The sequence below is a fragment of the Micromonospora sp. WMMB235 genome (assembly GCF_001855515.1).
Classification (GTDB): domain Bacteria; phylum Actinomycetota; class Actinomycetes; order Mycobacteriales; family Micromonosporaceae; genus Micromonospora; species Micromonospora aurantiaca.
The window spans coordinates 1,370,204-1,387,038 of record NZ_MDRX01000001.1 but is presented as its reverse complement, the minus strand read 5'-3'; the positions used below and the strand labels follow the sequence as shown (position 1 = coordinate 1,387,038).

The 16,835-nt window shown below is 75.3% G+C and carries 17 protein-coding genes; 11 read left to right on the top strand and 6 right to left on the bottom strand.

Translation table 11 applies throughout. The features are described 5' to 3' along the window. Nucleotides 1-345, bottom strand: coding sequence for an STAS domain-containing protein (locus tag BFV98_RS06085; protein ID WP_083395235.1), 345 nt, complete (start codon nucleotides 343-345; stop codon nucleotides 1-3). Nucleotides 346-598: 253 nt separating this feature from the next. On the opposite strand from BFV98_RS06085, the gene BFV98_RS06080 reads away from it, so the two are divergent. From BFV98_RS06080 to BFV98_RS06060, 5 genes are all read left to right on the top strand, one after another. Continuing rightward, on the top strand, nucleotides 599-2,359 hold the full coding sequence (locus tag BFV98_RS06080) for a PP2C family protein-serine/threonine phosphatase (RefSeq protein WP_053065524.1): 1,761 nt from the start codon (nucleotides 599-601) through the stop codon (nucleotides 2,357-2,359). Continuing rightward, nucleotides 2,356-3,402 carry a B12-binding domain-containing protein gene (locus tag BFV98_RS06075; RefSeq protein WP_071095290.1) on the top strand — a complete coding sequence of 349 codons (1,047 nt, stop codon included), beginning with the start codon at nucleotides 2,356-2,358 and terminating at the stop codon, nucleotides 3,400-3,402. The genes BFV98_RS06080 and BFV98_RS06075 overlap by 4 nt, the downstream gene beginning before the upstream one ends. Before the next feature lie 76 nt (nucleotides 3,403-3,478). Continuing rightward, nucleotides 3,479-3,826, top strand: coding sequence for an STAS domain-containing protein (locus BFV98_RS06070; RefSeq protein ID WP_013285989.1), 348 nt, complete (start codon nucleotides 3,479-3,481; stop codon nucleotides 3,824-3,826). A 71-nt stretch (nucleotides 3,827-3,897) separates the two neighbouring features. After that, complete coding sequence (locus BFV98_RS06065; protein WP_013285990.1) at nucleotides 3,898-4,344, top strand: response regulator; 447 nt, start codon at nucleotides 3,898-3,900, stop codon at nucleotides 4,342-4,344. Nucleotides 4,345-4,462: 118 nt separating this feature from the next. Beyond that, entirely contained in the window at nucleotides 4,463-4,948 is a 486-nt protein-coding gene (locus tag BFV98_RS06060; RefSeq protein ID WP_013285991.1) for a H+transporting two-sector ATPase B/B' subunit, read from the top strand. Between the two features lie 11 nt (nucleotides 4,949-4,959). Here BFV98_RS06060 and BFV98_RS06055 read toward each other — a convergent pair whose 3' ends face one another. Then, nucleotides 4,960-5,790: a hypothetical protein gene (locus tag BFV98_RS06055; protein WP_369830062.1), complete on the bottom strand. Its 831-nt coding sequence runs from the start codon at nucleotides 5,788-5,790 to the stop codon at nucleotides 4,960-4,962. Between the two features lie 364 nt (nucleotides 5,791-6,154). Between BFV98_RS06055 and BFV98_RS06050 the strand changes: the two genes are divergently transcribed. Further along, entirely contained in the window at nucleotides 6,155-7,093 is a 939-nt protein-coding gene (locus BFV98_RS06050) for an endonuclease/exonuclease/phosphatase family protein (RefSeq protein WP_244879761.1), read from the top strand. Between the two features lie 4 nt (nucleotides 7,094-7,097). Here the strand turns inward: BFV98_RS06050 and BFV98_RS06045 are convergent, their stop codons facing one another. Continuing rightward, nucleotides 7,098-7,526, bottom strand: a complete 429-nt coding sequence (locus BFV98_RS06045; protein WP_013285994.1) for an OsmC family protein — start codon at nucleotides 7,524-7,526, stop codon at nucleotides 7,098-7,100. A gap of 80 nt (nucleotides 7,527-7,606) precedes the next feature. Beyond that, nucleotides 7,607-8,554 (bottom strand): serine/threonine-protein kinase, encoded by a 948-nt coding sequence (locus BFV98_RS06040; RefSeq protein WP_071095287.1) that lies wholly within the window; start codon nucleotides 8,552-8,554, stop codon nucleotides 7,607-7,609. Nucleotides 8,555-8,682: 128 nt separating this feature from the next. Here BFV98_RS06040 and BFV98_RS06035 point away from each other — a divergent pair, with 128 nt between their 5' ends. Then, nucleotides 8,683-8,907, top strand: a complete 225-nt coding sequence (locus tag BFV98_RS06035; protein ID WP_013285996.1) for a hypothetical protein — start codon at nucleotides 8,683-8,685, stop codon at nucleotides 8,905-8,907. Between the two features lie 30 nt (nucleotides 8,908-8,937). Here BFV98_RS06035 and BFV98_RS06030 read toward each other — a convergent pair whose 3' ends face one another. Together BFV98_RS06030 and BFV98_RS06025 are read right to left on the bottom strand one after the other, a co-directional pair. After that, the gene (locus BFV98_RS06030; protein ID WP_071095285.1) at nucleotides 8,938-9,735 is read right to left on the bottom strand and encodes an alpha/beta fold hydrolase; all 798 of its coding nucleotides are present in this window, start codon (nucleotides 9,733-9,735) and stop codon (nucleotides 8,938-8,940) included. After that, on the bottom strand, nucleotides 9,732-10,625 hold the full coding sequence (locus tag BFV98_RS06025; RefSeq protein ID WP_013477029.1) for an SDR family oxidoreductase: 894 nt from the start codon (nucleotides 10,623-10,625) through the stop codon (nucleotides 9,732-9,734). Before BFV98_RS06025 ends, BFV98_RS06030 begins: the two co-directional genes overlap by 4 nt. Nucleotides 10,626-10,760: 135 nt before the next feature. On the opposite strand from BFV98_RS06025, the gene BFV98_RS06020 reads away from it, so the two are divergent. The 4 genes from BFV98_RS06020 to BFV98_RS06005 are packed head-to-tail and all read left to right on the top strand — an operon-like array spanning nucleotide 10,761 to nucleotide 16,731. After that, on the top strand, nucleotides 10,761-11,507 hold the full coding sequence (locus BFV98_RS06020) for a response regulator transcription factor (RefSeq protein WP_030269147.1): 747 nt from the start codon (nucleotides 10,761-10,763) through the stop codon (nucleotides 11,505-11,507). After that, nucleotides 11,485-13,017, top strand: a complete 1,533-nt coding sequence (locus BFV98_RS06015) for a cell wall metabolism sensor histidine kinase WalK (RefSeq protein ID WP_071095283.1) — start codon at nucleotides 11,485-11,487, stop codon at nucleotides 13,015-13,017. Before BFV98_RS06020 ends, BFV98_RS06015 begins: the two co-directional genes overlap by 23 nt. 45 nt (nucleotides 13,018-13,062) lie before the next feature. Next, nucleotides 13,063-15,504 (top strand): glycosyltransferase family 39 protein, encoded by a 2,442-nt coding sequence (locus tag BFV98_RS06010; RefSeq protein WP_071095282.1) that lies wholly within the window; start codon nucleotides 13,063-13,065, stop codon nucleotides 15,502-15,504. A gap of 3 nt (nucleotides 15,505-15,507) precedes the next feature. Next, a complete protein-coding gene (locus tag BFV98_RS06005; RefSeq protein WP_071095280.1) occupies nucleotides 15,508-16,731 on the top strand; it encodes a dolichyl-phosphate beta-glucosyltransferase in 1,224 nt (407 codons plus the stop codon). Nucleotides 16,732-16,835 lie beyond the last annotated feature (104 nt).

Below are 16,835 nucleotides of genomic sequence, written 5' to 3'. Positions count from 1 at the left end.
TCACGCGGACGCTGTCGAACCCGGCACGGGGCGGCCGGCGGCGTCGTCGACCGGCGAGCGGTCGAGCAGACCGGTGACGCCGGTCAGGTCGAGGATGGTCTCCAGGAAGCGCGGGACCGCGCGCAGCTCGATGGCGGTGCCTGCGTGCTGGCCCTCCCGCCAGGCGTGCACGATCACGGACAGGCCGGTGCTGTCCATGAACTGAAGGCCGCCGAAGTCGAACACCAGCGTCGTCGGACGCGCGGTGAGCAGCCGGTCGATCTCGGCGCGCAGCGGGCCCGCCGTGGCGTACGCCAGGTCGCCGCCGACGACGACCACCGGGACGGCCGGGTTCGATCGATCCACGGAGATGCTCAGCGGGCTCGCCTCGGGCCTTCTCCGTTGAGGAACCACGTCACGCCTTTCCGCGGGGTTGCCGGTCGGGCCGGTATTGACAGGATCGTAACAACAGCGCCATCACCTCGCTGGATGCGCGAGCGGGCCGCAGCGCCGTGGGGTGGCGGTCCCGGCATACCGGCGTAGGGTGGGCGGTGATACGTGACCACAGGCGCCGGGTCCGGCGCCCCCGGGTGTCGACGAGGAGAGTGGGGCTCAGCTGGTGACTGCTGCCGACGTCAGGGGTGCCGACCCGGGCGACGGACGGATCTCCACGCCGAGCGCCGCACGGGCTCCGGCGTGGTCCGCCGCCGCGCCGGTGCCGTCCGCCCTGCCGCCGCTGGCAGCCGACCACGACCTTACCGTTCCCAACTGGTCCGAGGTGGTCGAGCACTTCCGTGAGGGCCTGGTCGTCTGCGACGCCGACGGTGTCGTCCAGCACGTGAGCCCGGTCGCGGAGCGGCTGATCCCCGAGGTGACGCCCGGCGAGCTGCTGGCCGCGGCCGGCCCGGTCCCGCTGCGCGGCGACGGCCCGGCCGAGTTCACCCACCACGGGCGGCGGCTGCGCGTACGCCCGGTCGCGTTGTCCCACCGACGGCGCTGCTGGTACGTCGACGACGTCACCGAGAGCGTCAGCCGGGCCGACGCGCTGCTCGCCGAGCGGGCCCGCTCGGCGTTCCTCGCCGTGGTCGGCGAGAAGCTCGGCAACCCGCTGCACCCGGACCGGGCCGCCGCCGCCGTGGTGCGCCTGGCCGTACCCACGGCGGCCGACGTGGCGGTCCTCGTCCTCGCCCCCCGCTCCGGCCGCGCCCGCTGGTGGCGGGCGGTACGCGCGGACGACCGGCCGCCGGTGGTGGACAGCGGGGTGCTGCCCGCCACGGCGCTCCCCGTGGCCATCGAGGCCGGCCTGGCCGGCGCTGAGCCGCACGAGCTGGACTGGCTGGTCGAGCAGGCCGCCGAGGCGGGCTGGCTGCCCGGCCTGGACACCTCCGGCGCCACCGCCCGGGTGGTGCCGCTGCCCGGCCGGGAGGCGCCGGCCGGGGCCCTGCTGGTGGCCCGGCGCGCCGACCGCTGGTACGACGAGGCCGACGTGGACCTGGTCCGCGCGTTCGCGGCCCGCGCCGGCGCGGCGCTGACCACCGCCATGCTCTACCGCGACCAGGCCGAGGTCGCCGACACGTTGCAGGCCAGCCTGCTGCCGGTCGAGCCGGCCTCGGCGACGGGGGTGCAGTGGGGCACCGCGTACCGGCCGGCGCAGGCCGGTCTGCGCATCGGCGGTGACTTCTACGGCTCGCACCGGCTCGCCGACGGCGGCTCGGTCTTCTTCCTCGGCGACGTGTCGGGCAAGGGCGTGGAGGCGGCCGTGTTCACCGGTCAGCTGCGCCAGTGCCTCCAGGCGTTGCACCGGGTCGAGACCCAGCCGGGACGGCTGCTGAAGCTGCTGAACGACGCGCTGCTGGAGACCACGCAGGCGCACGGGCAGGGCCGGTTCGCCACCATGGTGCTCGGCGTGGCCCGGCCGCACCGCGACGGCGGCCTGACGCTGACCCTGGCCGGCGGCGGGCACCTGCCGCCGCTGGTGCTGCGGGAGTCCGGCGAGGTCGAGGTGGTGCCGTTGCGCGGCATGCTGATCGGTGTGGTGCCCGATCCCCGCATCGGCGAGGTGACGGTGCACCTGGCGCCGGGGGAGACCTGCCTGTTCTACAGCGACGGAGTGACCGAGGCGCGCGGCGGCCGGCGCGGTGACGAGCAGTTCGGCGCCGAGCGGCTGCTCAACGCGGTGACCGGCTGCCACCGGATGCCCGCGCCGGCGCTCGCCGAGCGGGTCGAGCAGGTGACCTGCGACTGGCTCGCGCACGGCGACCACGACGACATCGCCGTGCTGGCGCTGCGGGCCACCGGCCCGGCCGGGCGGGCGCCGCGGCACCTGCACGCGGTGCCGGATCCGGCCGTGACCGAACGAACGAGGGAGCTGTTCGCGTGACCGTGCCGACCGTCGAGGCCGACCTGGGCCACGCCTTCCCCCGCTATCTGGAGTGCCTGGCCGACGCCGACGAGTCCGCCGCCGTGTCGGTGGCCCGCGGGCTGCTGGAGGCGGGCGTGCCGGCCGAGCGGGTGCTGCTGGATCTGGTCGCCCCGGCCCAGGCCGAGGTGGGCGAACGCTGGGCCCGCAACGAGTGGAGCGTCGCCCAGGAGCACGCCGCCACCCACATCAGCGAGCGGGTGGTGGCCGCTGTGGCCGCGTACGCCGATCCCCGCCCGACCCGCGGGCGGATCGTGATGGCCTGCATGGACGGTGAGTGGCACGCGCTGCCGGCCCGGCTGGTGGCCGAGGTGCTGCGGCTGCGCGGCTGGCAGGTCGTCTTCCTCGGCGCCAGCGTCCCGGCCGCGCACCTGGTGTCCTACCTGCATCGCTACGACGCCGAGGCGGTGGCGCTGGCCTGCGCGCTGCCGATGCGGCTACCGCACGCCCACCGGATGGTGGAGGCGTGCCGCCGCTCCGACGTGCCGGTGGTGGTCGGTGGCCGGGGCTTCGGCGACGACGGCCGCTGGGCCCGCGTGCTCGGTGTGCCGTGGGCGCCCGACGCGCCGGCCGCGGCGGACCTGGTGGCCGACGAGCGGGCGCTGCGCGAGACGCCGCCCGCGCGGCTGGATCACCTGGCCGACGACGAGTACGTCAGCCTGGTCAAACGGCGCGGCGAGCTGATCGACAGCGCCCTGGCCGACCTGCGCGAGCGGGTGCCGTCGACAGCCGGCTACACCCCGGCGCAGCTCGACTCCACGATCAGCGACCTCGGCTACATCGTGGACTTCCTGGCCGCCGCGCTCTACGTGGACGACGCGACGCTGTTCACCGGGTTCGTCGAGTGGCTGGTGGAGATCCTGGTCAGCCGCGGGGTGCCGGCGGGCGCGGTCGGGCTGACGCTGGAGCACTATGGACAGCAGTTGCGCGACTTCCCACGCGCGGCCGCCTTCCTCGACCGGGGGAGGGCCCTGGTGGGCGGGCTGTCGGCGGCGGGCCGCTGACGGGCGCCGGGCCGGCCGTCGCATATACTTGCACCACTGCAAGGGTTCGCCTGCGGTGGGAGCGAGAGGGGCCACTGTGACGTTCACCGTCACGTACGCCCAGCGGGACGGGGGCGGCGTCTGCCTCCGGCTGGCCGGCGAGCTCGACCTCGGCACGGCCGGAGAGCTGAGCTCGGCGATCGACCGGGTGGTGGCGGAGGGGCACCGCGAGTTGCTGCTCGACCTCACCGAACTGACGTTCTGCGACTCCACCGGCATCGCGGCCTTCGTCCGGGGGGACAACATCGTCGCCGCCGACGGCGGCTGGCTGCGGCTCACCGGGGCGACCGGCCGGGTGGCCCGGGTGCTCCAGGTGACCGGGCTGGCCGAGGTGCTCCACCGCGGCCTCGACACCGCCGACCCGACCGCGCCGGCCGCCTCCTGATCCGGTACATTTCCCCGCCAGCAGCCGGCCGTGCGGCCGGACGCCCTCCTCACCACGAAGCAGGTAAACCGATGGGTCAGACCAGCCCCAGCCCCGTTCGCATCCTGGTGGTGGACGACGACCCGGGTGACGTCCTGATGATCGAGGAGGCGCTGGCCGACTCCGACGTCGACAAGGTCATCGACGTGGTCGCCGACGGCCAGGAGGCGATGGAGTTCCTCCGCCGCGAGGGCCGGCACACCGAGGCGCAGCGCCCCGACGTGATCCTGCTCGACCTGAACATGCCCCGGATGGACGGGCGACAGGTGCTCGGCGAGGTCAAGGGTGACGAGAGCCTGCGGACCATCCCGATCGTCGTGCTCACCACCTCCAACGCCGACACCGACGTGGTCAGCAGCTACACCCTCCAGGCCAACGCGTATGTGACGAAGCCGATCGACCTGGACGACTTCAACGACGTGGTACGCCGGATCGACGAGTTCTTCGGACGGGTGGTCGTGCTCCCGAAGCACCCGTAGGGGCGGGAAGTCCGGGCCTCCGCATCCTGAACATTTTGTGGGAACGGCCGCGCCCGGGAGCGCGGGGACCGCAGGATCGGCAGGTGGGGACGCGCACCGGCTGCCTGGGGGGCGACGCATGAGGTTCTCGGTGGTGGAGACCGGCTACGACAGGCGGCAGGTCGACGCCTGTCTGGACGAGCTGAGCCTGCGGCTGGGTCGGCTGGCGGCGCGAGCGGAGGGCGCCGCCGGGGCCGGCCGGGAGTGGGACCAGATCCGGTCGGACGCCGTGCACCTGTGCGACTTCCTGCATCGCCGTACCGCGCCGGTCGAGCCGGCCGCGTCCCACCCGTCCGTCGCCGAACGGGAGGCCGCCGAGCTGCTGGCGCAGGCTCGCGCCGAGCTGGAGGCCGCACGTGAGGAGGCCCGCCGGTTGCGGGAGGAGGCGTACGCCGAGGCCGTGCGGGCGCGCCGCGAGTTCGAGGCGGCCCTGCTGGCGCGCCGCCGCCGGGAGTCCCGGGTCGACGAGATCCTGGCCGGGGCGCGGGGCGAGCGGGTGGCGGTGGACACCCCCACCGCCGCGGCGAGCGTACGGCCCGGTGGCGCCGGGCGCAGCTCCGCCTGACCGGCGCCGGGTCAGACCAGCGCCGACACCACGGTCGTGGCGCGCTTCTCGTGCCGGGCGTACGCGTCGGGGTAGGCGGACACCTGCACCGCCTGGGCGGCGGCGGTGACGCTCATGTCCTCCCAGCCCGGCACCTCGCGCAGCGCGGCGTAGAAGGCCCGGGCCGCGTACGCCGGCCGCATGAGCTGGGCGACGGTGCCCCAGCCGCTGCTGGGCCGCTGCTGGAACAGCCCGACCGAGTCGTGGTCGGAGCCGCTGCCCTGGTGCGGGTGGTCGAAGGACTGCGGCAGCACGTCGCTGGCCAGGTTGTAGAGGTTGCTCTCCTGCATGGCGGTGGCGACTGCGACGACCAGGCCCCGGCGGGGCATCTTCATCTCCCGCCCCACGTCGACGATGGCCTTGGCGTTGTCCATCTGCCGTTGGTCCAGGCCGGCGACCGGCCGGGGGCGCGCGGGCAGCACGGGCTTGCGCGGCGGCTTCTTCGTCGCCGTGGTGCCGGGCGTGGGAGCCGGCGGCGGCAGGGCCGCGACGGCCGGCGGCGCGACCCGGGTGAAGTCGCGGGAGGCGCGCTGGTCGGCGGCGGCCCGGTCGGCGACCGCCTCGCGTACCTCCAGGTGCGCCGGGCCGGTCTCGCCGACGCCCGCCACGCCGATCAGGCCGAGGCAGCAGGTGACGCCGGTGGCCACCGCGATCCGGCCGGGCACGGACCGGGCCGGGCCGCGTCGTGGCGGTTCCGGGGCGCGGTGACGCCCCACCCTCCGTTCGGCTGATGCCGGGTCAATCGTTCGGCGAACCGGGCGGTTGGCGGGCAACGGCTGATGATCGGGGTCGTCGGGGTGCACCCGCCGAGGCTAGAAAGCTTCCGGCCCTTTGCCATCGGGGTGATTGGTGGCATGCGCCACAATCTGCCGGATTCGCGGGCGACATCAGGGGTGGCGGATCATGAAAACCGCTAACCGCGCGTACCCGGAAGAATGCCTATGTCGGTTTCGGTGGTGCGAAACGGACGCCGAGTCGACCCGGCGGCGGCCGACGCCCGGCTCCACCGTTCGGCCGAGGGTGCCCTGGTCGGCCGTCTCTCGCCCGGCGGCGGTCCGCCGACCCGCCGGGATCGACTCCTCGCGATCCGGCGGCTCACGGTGCGGAGACCGTGGATCATGGCGACGCCGCCGCGCGGCGACCCGGGCGCTCGATACGATTCCGACGGTGACGCAGCGGATGGTCGATGAGCGCCCGCCCGGCCCCCGCAGCCGGCGCGGCGCCGTCGTCATCCTCTGCGCCGTGCTGCTCACGCTGCTGCTGGCCGGGCACCGGCTGGTGCCGAACGTGCACGGCCTGGGCAGCCTGGTGGACAGCGTCACCCCGCTGCTCGGAATCGCCGTGCCGCTGCTCGCGCTCGCGGCGCTGCTGCGCCGCTCCCGGCCGGCGCTGCTGGCGGTGCTGCTGCCGGCCCTGGTCTGGGCCGGGCTCTACGGCCGCGCGTGGCTGCCCCCGGCCGCCGGCGCGGACGGCGCCGCGGTCCGCGTGGTCAGCCAGAACCTGCGCGTGGGCAACCCCGACCCGGCCGCCACCGTCGGCGCGCTCACCGACGACGCCCCGGACCTGATCGGGCTCCAGGAGGTCGCCGACGGCGACCGGGTGGCGTCCGTGCTGGCCGAGCGCTACCCGCACCGGGCGGTGGTGTCGACTGTCGCGCTGTGGAGCCGGTGGCCGATCCGCGAGGCGCACGGCGTCGACACCGGGCTGGGCTGGGACCGCGCGCTGCGGGCTGTGGTCGCCGCGCCTCAGGGCGACCTGGCCGTGTACGTGGTCCACCTCGGCTCCGCGCGGGCCGGGCACACCGCCACCCGGGACCAGACCGTCGCCGCGCTCGCCGACGCCGTGCGTGCCGACCCGGCCGACCGGCTGGTGGTGCTCGGCGACCTGAACACCGCCACCACCGACCGGGTCTTCGACCCGCTGACCCGGCTGCTCGGCGACGCGCAGGCCGAGGCCGGGCAGGGATTCGGGTTCACCTGGCCGGCCGGGCTGCCGGTCACCCGCCCGGACCACGTCCTCTACCGGGGACTGACGCCGACCGCCGCCGGGGTGCTGCACACCCCGGACAGCGACCACCGCGCGGTCACCGCCGGCTTCCGCTGGTGACCTCTCAGTGCCGGCCGTTCTCCGCCGGGGTCACGGTGAGCCGGTGCCGGCTCGGATCTCCGCTGGAGAACGGCCAGAGCCGGTCGGCGTACGCGACCAGGTCGGCCAGCTGGTCCCGGGTCAGTCCCGCCGAGGAGATCTCGGCGTGCACGTCGGCCCGGTAGCGGCCGTCGTCGTCGCGGCCCAGCTTCGCCTCGGCGGTCACCTGCACGGTGTGCGCCTCGTCGGTGATCTCCCCGGCCGCCTCCACCGCCGCGTGGTGCAGGCAGGAGGCGAACGCCGCGGCCAGGAGCTGTTCCGGCGTCAGGCCGGTGCAGTGCGGCGCCAGCGGGGACGCCAGGGCGGAGGAGAGCCCGCCGTCGTCGGTGCGTACGTGACCGCCCGCCGCGGTCGCCGTGGCCGTCTCGGCCAGCCAGGAACTCGGATCCGGCATCGCGTTCCTCCCGTCACTCACCGGACCGCGTTCCCGGACCCCGACCGGCGAAACCGCGCCCGAGCAGGCAGTAGGAGTGCTCAGCCGATCCGGCCGCCGGGCGCGGCGTCGACGGCCATCGCCTCGGTGGCCTCGGCGGCGGCCCGGCTGGTCCACGGCGACACCTGCGGCGCGCGCTGCCGGGGCAGCATCGCGGTCATCGGCACGTAGACCCGGGCGTCCACGGCCTCGGCCAGCAGCAGCGCGGCCATCGGGCTGGTCGGCCGGGCGCACGGGTCGGCGTCGAGGCAGCGGCGGACGAGCTCGGCCACCTCGCCCGGCAGGCCGGGAACCTCGGGCAGCGGGCGGGGCGGCCGGCGGCGGCGCGACCCGAGCAGCTGGGTGGTGGTGCCGGCCTCGTACGGCAGTTCACCGGTGAGGCAGTAGTACAGCAGCACGCCCAGCGCGTACATGTCGGCGGCCGGGGTGGCCGGCCGGCGGTCGAGCTGCTCCGGCGCCAGGTACGCCGGAGTGCCCACGACGACGCCGTCCGGAGTGTGGTCCGGTGCGCCGGCCGGAGTGGCGATGCCGAAGTCGAGCACCTTCACCCCGCACGGGGTGAGGATCACGTTCGCGGGCTTGACGTCCCGGTGCACGATGTCGTGCGCGTGCGCGGCGGCGAGCGCGGCGCACACCTCGGCGCAGACCCGTACCGCGATCCGCCAGTCCAGCGGCCCGGTGCGCAGGTGCGCGGCGAGCGTCTCGCCCTCGGCCAGCTCCATCACGATGTACGGCACCGGGCGTCCGTCCGGCAGCGTCGCGGTGCCGAAGTCGTGCACGCTGGCGACGTTCGGGTGCACCAGCCGCGCCGCCGAACGCGCTTCGGCCCGGATCCGTTCCACCGAGCCGGCGTCGCCGTCCAGTGCGGGGGAGATGAGCTTCACCGCGACGGTCCGGTCCAGCACGCGGTCGTGCGCGCGCCACACCTCCGACATGCCACCCAGGCCGGCTCGCTGTTCGAGCTCGTACCGCCCGCCCAGCGTCCTCATCGCCACTCCTCGCCTCGTCCGGTGCCCTCCGGTCCCGCTACCCGGCCCCGGAGCTGTGCAAACCGCCGAGGGGCGGCGCCGCGGCGGGGTAGCTTCGCGGCGAGGGCGTCGACGGACGGAGGGCAGCGGTGGCCGTGGTGCGCGTACGGTTCGTCGGCGGACCGGCCGACGAACTGACCCGGGACCTGCCCGCCGGGCCGGACGGCGCGCCGCCGCCCCGGTGGGTGCTGCGTCATCCGGAGGAACCGGCCGAGGGGGTGGCCGACCACCTCTACGAGCGCGACGACCACGCGTCGCCCGGCGGCTGGACGATGCGGTACGTGCACACGTTCCCGTTCGGCGCGACCGAGTGAGGTCGTCTCGCAGCGGCCGGACGCGGCGCGTCAGGCCGGCCGGACGCCGGTGGTGCCGAGGATGACCGAGGCGACCAGCTCCGGGTCGTCGTGCATGGGCACGTGCCCGCAGCCGGGCAGGTCCAGGTGCCGCGCGGCGGGCAGCCGGGTACGCGCCAGCGCCGCCTGCCGGTACGGCAGGATCCGGTCCCGAGTACCCCACGCGACTGTGACCGGCACGGTCGGCGCGCCCGCGTAGGCGTACCCCCGGCCGGCGCGGGCGACGGCGCGGAACGCCCGTGCCTGGCGCAGCGCGCGGGCGTCGGCGAGCGCGTCGTCGAGGGCCATCCGGTTGGGCCGGGCCAGGATCATGCCCATCGCCAGCATCCGCAGCGCGGGCGCGGCGAACAGGCGGCGCAGCACCGGTTCGGGCAGCCGGGCCGCGTTGCGGTGCAGCGCGAGCACCGTCAGCGCCCAGCGCAGCTCGCGCGCGGTGCAGAACCCGGCCGGCGACAGCGCGGTGGCCGAGGAGACCGCGCCGATCGCGGCCAGTTCGAGGGCGATCGCGCCGCCGAGGCTGTTGCCCGCGACGTGCGGGCGTTCCAGCCCGAACGCGGCGAACAGCTCGACCATGGCCACGGCCAGCCCGGGCATGTCGGCGGGCAGCCCGGCGGCGGGCACCGGGGAGCGGCCGAAGCCCGGCAGGTCGACGGCGATCACGTCGTGCGCCTCGGCGAGGCGATCCAGCACCGGACGCCAGGCGGCCCAGTGGTGACCGATGCCGTGCAGCAGCACCAGCGTCGGCCCGGTGCCCCGCCGCTCGTAGACGACGTCCACCGGCGCGGTCACGGCCGCCCCTGCGGCGTGCTGGCGCCGAAGCCCCGGCCCAGCGCCCGGGACTGCTCCTCGATCAGCGGCACGGTGGCCCGGGCGGTGCGGCCCACCAACCGGTCGGCCAGCGGGCTGACCAGCACCGATCGCATCGCCTGCACGCCGGCCACGGCGCGCGGCACGTACACCCGGCGGCTGCGGCGCTCGATCGCCCGGACGAACGCCTCGGCGCACTCGGTCACCGTTGTGGTACGCCGCAGCGGCCAGGGCAGCTTCGCCAGCGCCGTGGAGAAGGCCGGCAGGTCGGCGCGCGCCTCGCGGACCAGGTCGGTGTCCACCCACGACGGATGGGCGGTGCCGACCGCCACGCCCCGGTGTGCCAGCTCCAGCCGGACCGCGTTGCCGAACTGCTCGACGCCGGCCTTGGAGGCGCAGTAGGCCGCCATGCCGGGCAGCGCGGCGAACGCCGCGGCCGAGGAGACGATCAGCAGATAGCCACCCCGGTCGACGAGCGCGGGCACGGTCGCCGCCGCGGTGCGCATCACCCCGATCAGGTTGACCTCGACGGTACGCACCAGCGCCTCGACGTCGCCGACGGCGATCGTGCCGCGGTTGGCCACCCCGGCGTTCGCCACCACCGCGTCGATCCCGCCCAGCGTCGCGAGTGTCCCATCCACCGCCGCGGCGAGGGCGTCCTGGTCGGTGACGTCGGCGGCGAACCAGGCGTGCCCCGGGCCCAGCTCGGCGGCGAGCGCGGCGAGCCGGTCGGGTTCCAGCCCGACGAGGGACAACCGCGCGCCGCGCGCCGCGGCGAGGCGGGCGGTGTGCTCGCCGATGCCCCGGGCCGCGCCGGTCACCAGCACCACCTTGCCGGCCAACCGGCCGGAAAAACGACCATCGATGGACATGCCGGGAAGTTACCACCGGGTAGCCCCGGTGCGGAAGACCCCGTCGACCTGCCCGGATCGCCGCCGCGCGGCGCGCACAGCTGGTACACAGGATCGGGACAGCCCGCCGACAGCGGGTCCGCCCACGATGGGGGCATGGTCATGAACGCGCAGTCCGCGCAGGGTCGCATCGAGCTGCGCCGACCGGACGGCGAACCGGTGCGGGTGCTCGTCGTCGACGACGAGCCGACACTCACCGACCTGCTCTCGATGGCGCTGCGGTACGAGGGCTGGCAGGTCGCCACCGCCGGCAGCGGCATGGCGGCTGTCACCACCGCCCGCCAGTTCCGCCCGGACGCCGTGGTGCTCGACGTGATGCTGCCCGACCTGGACGGCTTCCAGGTGCTGCGCCGCCTGCGCGAGCAGTTCCCGAGCGTGCCGGTGCTGTTCCTGACCGCCCGCGACGCGGTGGAGGAACGCGTCGCCGGGCTCACGGTCGGCGGCGACGACTACGTCACCAAGCCCTTCAGCCTGGAGGAGGTGATCGCCCGGCTGCGCGCGCTGCTGCGCCGTTCCGGCTTCGCGGTCGCCGCCCGCCAGGAGGCGGTGCTCACCGTCGGCGACCTCACCCTCGACGAGGACAGCCACGAGGTACGCCGCGGCGACGACCTGATCACGCTCACCGCCACCGAGTTCGAGCTGCTGCGCTACCTCATGCGCAACCCGCGCCGGGTGCTCAGCAAGGCGCAGATCCTCGACCGGGTGTGGAACTACGACTTCGGCGGCCAGGCCAACGTGGTCGAGCTGTACATCTCGTACCTGCGCAAGAAGATCGACGCGGGCCGCGCGCCCATGATCCATACGCTGCGCGGGGCGGGCTATGTCCTCAAACCCGCCGAGTGACAGGGGCGGCCGGCTGCGCCGCCGCCTGGCCGGCTGGTCGCTGCGCCGCCGCCTGGTGCTCTCCGTGGTGGCGCTGCTCGCGCTGGTGAGCATCGGCATCGGCGGCCTGACCACAGTCGCGCTGCGACACTTCCTGATCGACCAGATCGACAACCAGCTCACCTTCGGCGACCGGCGGCCCGCCGACTTCGAACGCTGGGCCCGCCGCGGCGTCGACCCGCCGCGACCGGACCAGCGGCCCACCCCGCCGGACTCCGACGAGGTGGCGCCGGACCCCCCTGGCGGCTTCCCGCCGGGCTCGATCGCCGTCCGGGTGCCCGCCGCCGCCGAACCCGTCGGCCGGGTCCGGTCCGGAAACGGCGACAGCGAGGAGGTGCCCGCCGCCGACCTGACCGCGCTGGCCCGCGTACCCGTCGGCGACCGCCCGCACACAGTCGTCGTCGGCGACCGGGGCGACTACCGCGCGATCGCGCTCCCGTCGCCGCGCGGCGACGGCGACGTGCTGGTCCTCGCGATCCCGCTGGCCCAGGTCGACGACACCGTCATGTGGATGCTCGTCGCGCAGGCCGGGGTGATCGGCGCCGGCCTGGTCATCGCCGGCGCCCTCGGTCTGCTCATCGTCCGGGTGACGCTGCGGCCGCTCAACCGCGTCGCCGCCACCGCCGCCCGGGTCACCGAACTGCCGCTCGACCGCGGCGAGGTCGCCCTGTCCGTGCGGGTGCCGGCCGCCGACACCGACCCCCGCACCGAGGTCGGGCAGGTCGGCGGCGCGCTCAACCGGATGCTCGGCCACGTCGCCGCCGCGCTCGCCGCCCGGCAGGCCAGCGAGACCCGGGTACGCCAGTTCGTCGCCGACGCCAGCCACGAGCTGCGCACCCCCCTCGCTGCCATCCGCGGGTACGCCGAGGTGGCCCGCCGGGGCCGCCAGGAGGTGCCGCCCGACGTGGCGCACGCGCTGCGCCGCGTCGAGTCGGAGAGCACCCGGATGACGAGCCTCGTCGACGACCTGCTGCTGCTGGCCCGGCTGGACTCCGGCCGCCCGCTCGCCGCCGAGCCGGTCGACCTGACCGCCATGGCCGTGAACGCGGTCAGTGACGCGCACGTCGCCGGGCCCGACCACCGCTGGCAACTCGACCTGCCCGACGAGCCGCTCACCGTCACCGGCGACGCCCACCGGCTGCACCAGGTGCTGGCGAACCTGCTGGCGAACGCGCGGGTGCACACCCCGGCCGGCACCACAGTCACGGTCCGGCTCGCGCCCGCGCCCGGCGGCGTCGAACTACGCGTCACCGACGACGGGCCGGGCATTCCGGAGCAGTTGCAGCCGGAGGTCTTCGAGCGGTTCGCGCGCGGCGACACCTCCCGCTCCCGCGCGCAGGGCAGCACCGGCCTGGGCTTGGCCATCGTCGCCGCCGTGGTCGAGGCGCACCACGGGCGGGTCGACGTGGTCAGCCGGCCCGGCCACACCGCGTTCACGGTCTGGCTGCCGGGATCCACAGCCGACGCATAGGCCGCTCACGGGAGCGGGCCAGCGGGCCCGCCGAGGCTTGCCGGCATGAACCGAACCGAGAGCCTGCCGACCGCGCCCACGGCCGGTCCACCCGGCACCGAGCCGGCCCCCGCGCCCGTACCTGAGGAGACCCGCACCGGCCGCGATCCGCGCTGGGCCCGGCCGGCCCTGGCCGGCCTGCTGGTCGCGACCGCGCTGCTCTACCTGTGGGGCCTGGGCGCCTCCGGCTGGGCCAACGCGTTCTACTCCGCCGCCGTGCAGGCCGGGTCGCAGAGCTGGACGGCGTTCTTCTACGGCTCGTCCGACGCGGCCAACTCGATCACAGTGGACAAGACCCCCGCCTCGCTGTGGCTGATGGCGCTCTCGGTGCGCATCTTCGGCCTGAGCGGCTGGTCGATCCTGGTGCCGCAGGCACTGCTCGGCGTCGCCTCCGTCGGCGTGCTGTACGCGACCGTCCGCCGCTGGTACGGCCCGGCCGCCGGCCTGCTCGCCGGCGCGGTGCTCGCGCTCACCCCGGTGGCGACGCTGATGTTCCGGTTCAACAACCCGGACGCGCTGCTGGTGTTCCTGCTCGTCGCCGCCGCGTACGCCACGGTGCGCGCGGTCGAGACGGCGAGCACGCGGTGGATCGTGCTGACCGGCGTGCTCGTCGGCTTCGGCTTCCTCACCAAGATGCTCCAGGCGTTCCTGGTGATCCCGGTCTTCGCCGGGGTCTACCTGCTGGCCGCGCCGACCGGACTCGGACGGCGGATCCGGCAGCTCCTGCTGGCCGGGCTCGCAGTGGTCGTCTCCGCCGGCTGGTGGGTGGCGATCGTCGAGCTGGCGCCGGCGAGCGCCCGCCCGTACATCGGCGGCTCGCAGAACAACAGCATCCTGGAGCTGACGCTCGGCTACAACGGGCTGGGCCGCATCACCGGCGACGAGGTCGGCAGCGTGGGCGGCGGTGGCGGCCGGCCCGGCGGGGGAGGCGGCGGGCCGTTCTCCGGTCAGACCGGTCTCCTGCGGATGTTCGACACCGAGGTCGGCGGGCAGATCTCCTGGCTGCTGCCGGCCGCGCTGATCCTGCTGGTCGCGGGGCTGTGGCTGGCCGGGCGGGCACCGCGTACCGACCGCACCCGGGCCGGTCTGCTGCTCTGGGGCGGCTGGCTGCTGGTCACCGGACTGATCTTCAGCTTCATGTCCGGGATCTTCCACGCGTACTACACGGTCGCCCTGGCCCCGGCGGTCGGCGCGCTGGCCGGCATCGGCGTCACGCTGCTGCGGCGCGCCCGCTCGGCGCCGGTCGAGGCAGTCGCGGCGGCTCCGGTTCCCGCTGTGGCGGATGCGCCGGTCGTCGCGGGTGCCTCGGTCGTCGCGGCTCCGGGCCGGCGGCGGGCGCTCGTCGCCACGCTGGTCCTGGCCGGCACGCTGGCGGTCACCGCCTGGTGGTCCTGGCACCTGCTCGGCCGCACCGCCGACTGGCACCCATGGCTGCGCTCCACAATCCTGGCCGTGGGCCTGACCACCGCAGCCCTCCTGGCCACCTCGGCGCTGATCAAGGAGTTCGCGTCCGGGAACGGCGTTCAAAGTGACGCGAACTCCTTGGTCAACTCGGAGACGGGGGTGGCGGCGGGGCCCGGGGCTGGGTTTGCCGGGCGGGTTGTGCGGTGGGTGGTGCCGGTGGTGTCCGTCGCCGGGATCGCGGTGGCGCTGGCCGGGCCTGCCGCGTACGCGATGCAGACCGCTGCCACCCCCCACAGCGGCTCGATCCCGAGTGCCGGGCCGGCCGGAGCTGGTGGCTTCGGCGGACCGGGCGGACCGGGCGGGCGGATGCCGGGCGGCGGGAACGGGCAGTTCCCGGGCTTCCCAGGTGGCCCGAACGGCACCGGCTCGGACGGCACGGGTTCCGACGGCTCCGGCCCGGGCGGTACCGGCCAGGACGGCGGGGCGAACGCCGGTGGGTTCCCCGGATTCCCTGGTGGTGGTTCGGCCCCGGGCGCGTCCGGCGGCACAGGTCAGGACGGCGGCACAGGTCAGGACGGCGGCACCGCGCCGGGCGGCACCCCGGGGCAGGGCGGCTTCCCCGGGCAGGACGGCGGGACCGGGCAGGAGGGGCGGGGGCAGCGCGGTGGCGGCATGGGCGGGCTGCTCGACGCCCGTGAGCCGAGCGCCGAGATGACCGCGCTGCTCACCGCCGACGCCGACGACTACACCTGGGTCGCCGCGACAATCGGCTCGAACAACGCCTCCGGCTACCAGCTGGCGACCGGCCGGCCGGTCATGCCGATCGGCGGCTTCAACGGCAGCGACCCGTCGCCGACGCTCGCCCAGTTCCAGCGGTACGTCGCCGACGGGCGGATCCACTACTTCCTCGGCGGCGGCGGGTTCCGGGCCGACGGCGGCAGCAACGCCTCGGCCGAGATCGCCGCGTGGGTCACCGAGACCTTCACCGCCACCACCGTCGACGGCGTGACCGTGTACGACCTGAGCAGCGGAAAGCAGGGCTGAGCGATGACTGGCACGTACGCGCCCCGGGCCGCCGTGCAGGCCCGGCCCGCCGCCGGCAGCGCGGTGCTCGACGTGGTGGTCCCGGTCTACAACGAGGAGACCGATCTGGGGCCCTGCGTCCGGCGGCTGCACGCGCACCTGACCGCGCACTTCCCGTACCCGTTCCGGATCACTGTGGCCGACAACGCCAGCGTGGACGGCACCCCGGCGGTGGCGCGGGCGCTCGCCGACGAGCTGCCCGGGGTGGGGGTGCTGCGCCTGGACGAGAAGGGCCGCGGGCGGGCACTGCGGGCCGCCTGGTCGGCCTCGCCGGCGCCGGTGCTCGCGTACATGGACGTGGACCTGTCCACCGACCTGGCCGCGCTGCTGCCGCTGGTGGCCCCGCTCATCTCCGGGCACTCGGACCTGGCCATCGGCACCCGGCTGGCGCGGACCAGCCGGGTGGTCCGGGGCGCCAAGCGGGAGGTCATCTCGCGCGGCTACAACCTGCTGCTGCGTGGGGCGCTCGCGGCGCGTTTCTCCGACGCCCAGTGCGGGTTCAAGGCGATCCGCGCCGACGTGGCCGCCGAGCTGCTGCCGCTGGTGCGTGACACCGGCTGGTTCTTCGACACCGAGCTGCTGGTCCTGGCGCAGCGGGCCGGGCTGCGCATCCACGAGGTGCCTGTGGACTGGGTGGACGACCCGGACAGCCGGGTCGACATCGTCGCCACCGCGCTGGCCGACCTGCGCGGCATCGGGCGGCTGGGCCGGGCGCTGGTGACCGGGGCGCTGCCGCTGGCGCAGTTACGCGCCCAGCTCGGCCGAGGGCCGTTGCCGGCCCTGCCGGCGCAGGTGCCGATCGGGTTGCCGCGCCAGCTCGCCCGGTTCGCCGCTGTGGGCGTGGCGAGCACGCTCGCGTACCTGCTGTTGTTCCTGCTGGCCCGCGGCCCGCTCGGGGCGCAGCCGGCGAACCTGCTGGCGCTGCTGCTCACGGCGGTGGCCAACACGGCCGCCAACCGGCGGCTCACGTTCGGGGTCACCGGGCGCCGCCACGCCGGCCGGCACCACGTCCAGGGCCTGCTCGCGTTCGCCCTCGGCCTGGCCCTGACCAGCGGTTCCCTGGCCGTGCTGCACGCCACCACAACCCCGAACCGCGCGTTGGAGCTGACCGTCCTGGTAACGGCCAACCTGGCCGCGACGGCCCTGCGCTTCCTCCTGCTCCGCCTGGCCATGCACCACCGCCCCTGACCCCCACCGCCCCTGACCCTCACCACCCCTGACCCCACCCCGTCGATCATGAGGTTGGCGGTGCGACACGCCGGGCCCCGACACCGTCAACTTCATGATCGACG

What these genes read in the sequence shown, in the direction of transcription:
- BFV98_RS06065 (WP_013285990.1), top strand. Translation starts at nt 3,898, where the DNA reads ATGGGTCAGACCAGCCCCAGCCCCGTTCGCATCCTGGTGGTGGACGAC.
- BFV98_RS06060 (WP_013285991.1), top strand. Translation starts at nt 4,463, where the DNA reads ATGAGGTTCTCGGTGGTGGAGACCGGCTACGACAGGCGGCAGGTCGAC.
- BFV98_RS06045 (WP_013285994.1), bottom strand. Translation starts at nt 7,526, where the DNA reads ATGCCGGATCCGAGTTCCTGGCTGGCCGAGACGGCCACGGCGACCGCG.
- BFV98_RS06040 (WP_071095287.1), bottom strand. Translation starts at nt 8,554, where the DNA reads ATGAGGACGCTGGGCGGGCGGTACGAGCTCGAACAGCGAGCCGGCCTG.
- BFV98_RS06025 (WP_013477029.1), bottom strand. Translation starts at nt 10,625, where the DNA reads ATGTCCATCGATGGTCGTTTTTCCGGCCGGTTGGCCGGCAAGGTGGTG.
- BFV98_RS06020 (WP_030269147.1), top strand. Translation starts at nt 10,761, where the DNA reads ATGGTCATGAACGCGCAGTCCGCGCAGGGTCGCATCGAGCTGCGCCGA.
- BFV98_RS06015 (WP_071095283.1), top strand. Translation starts at nt 11,485, where the DNA reads ATGTCCTCAAACCCGCCGAGTGACAGGGGCGGCCGGCTGCGCCGCCGC.
- BFV98_RS06010 (WP_071095282.1), top strand. Translation starts at nt 13,063, where the DNA reads ATGAACCGAACCGAGAGCCTGCCGACCGCGCCCACGGCCGGTCCACCC.
- BFV98_RS06005 (WP_071095280.1), top strand. Translation starts at nt 15,508, where the DNA reads ATGACTGGCACGTACGCGCCCCGGGCCGCCGTGCAGGCCCGGCCCGCC.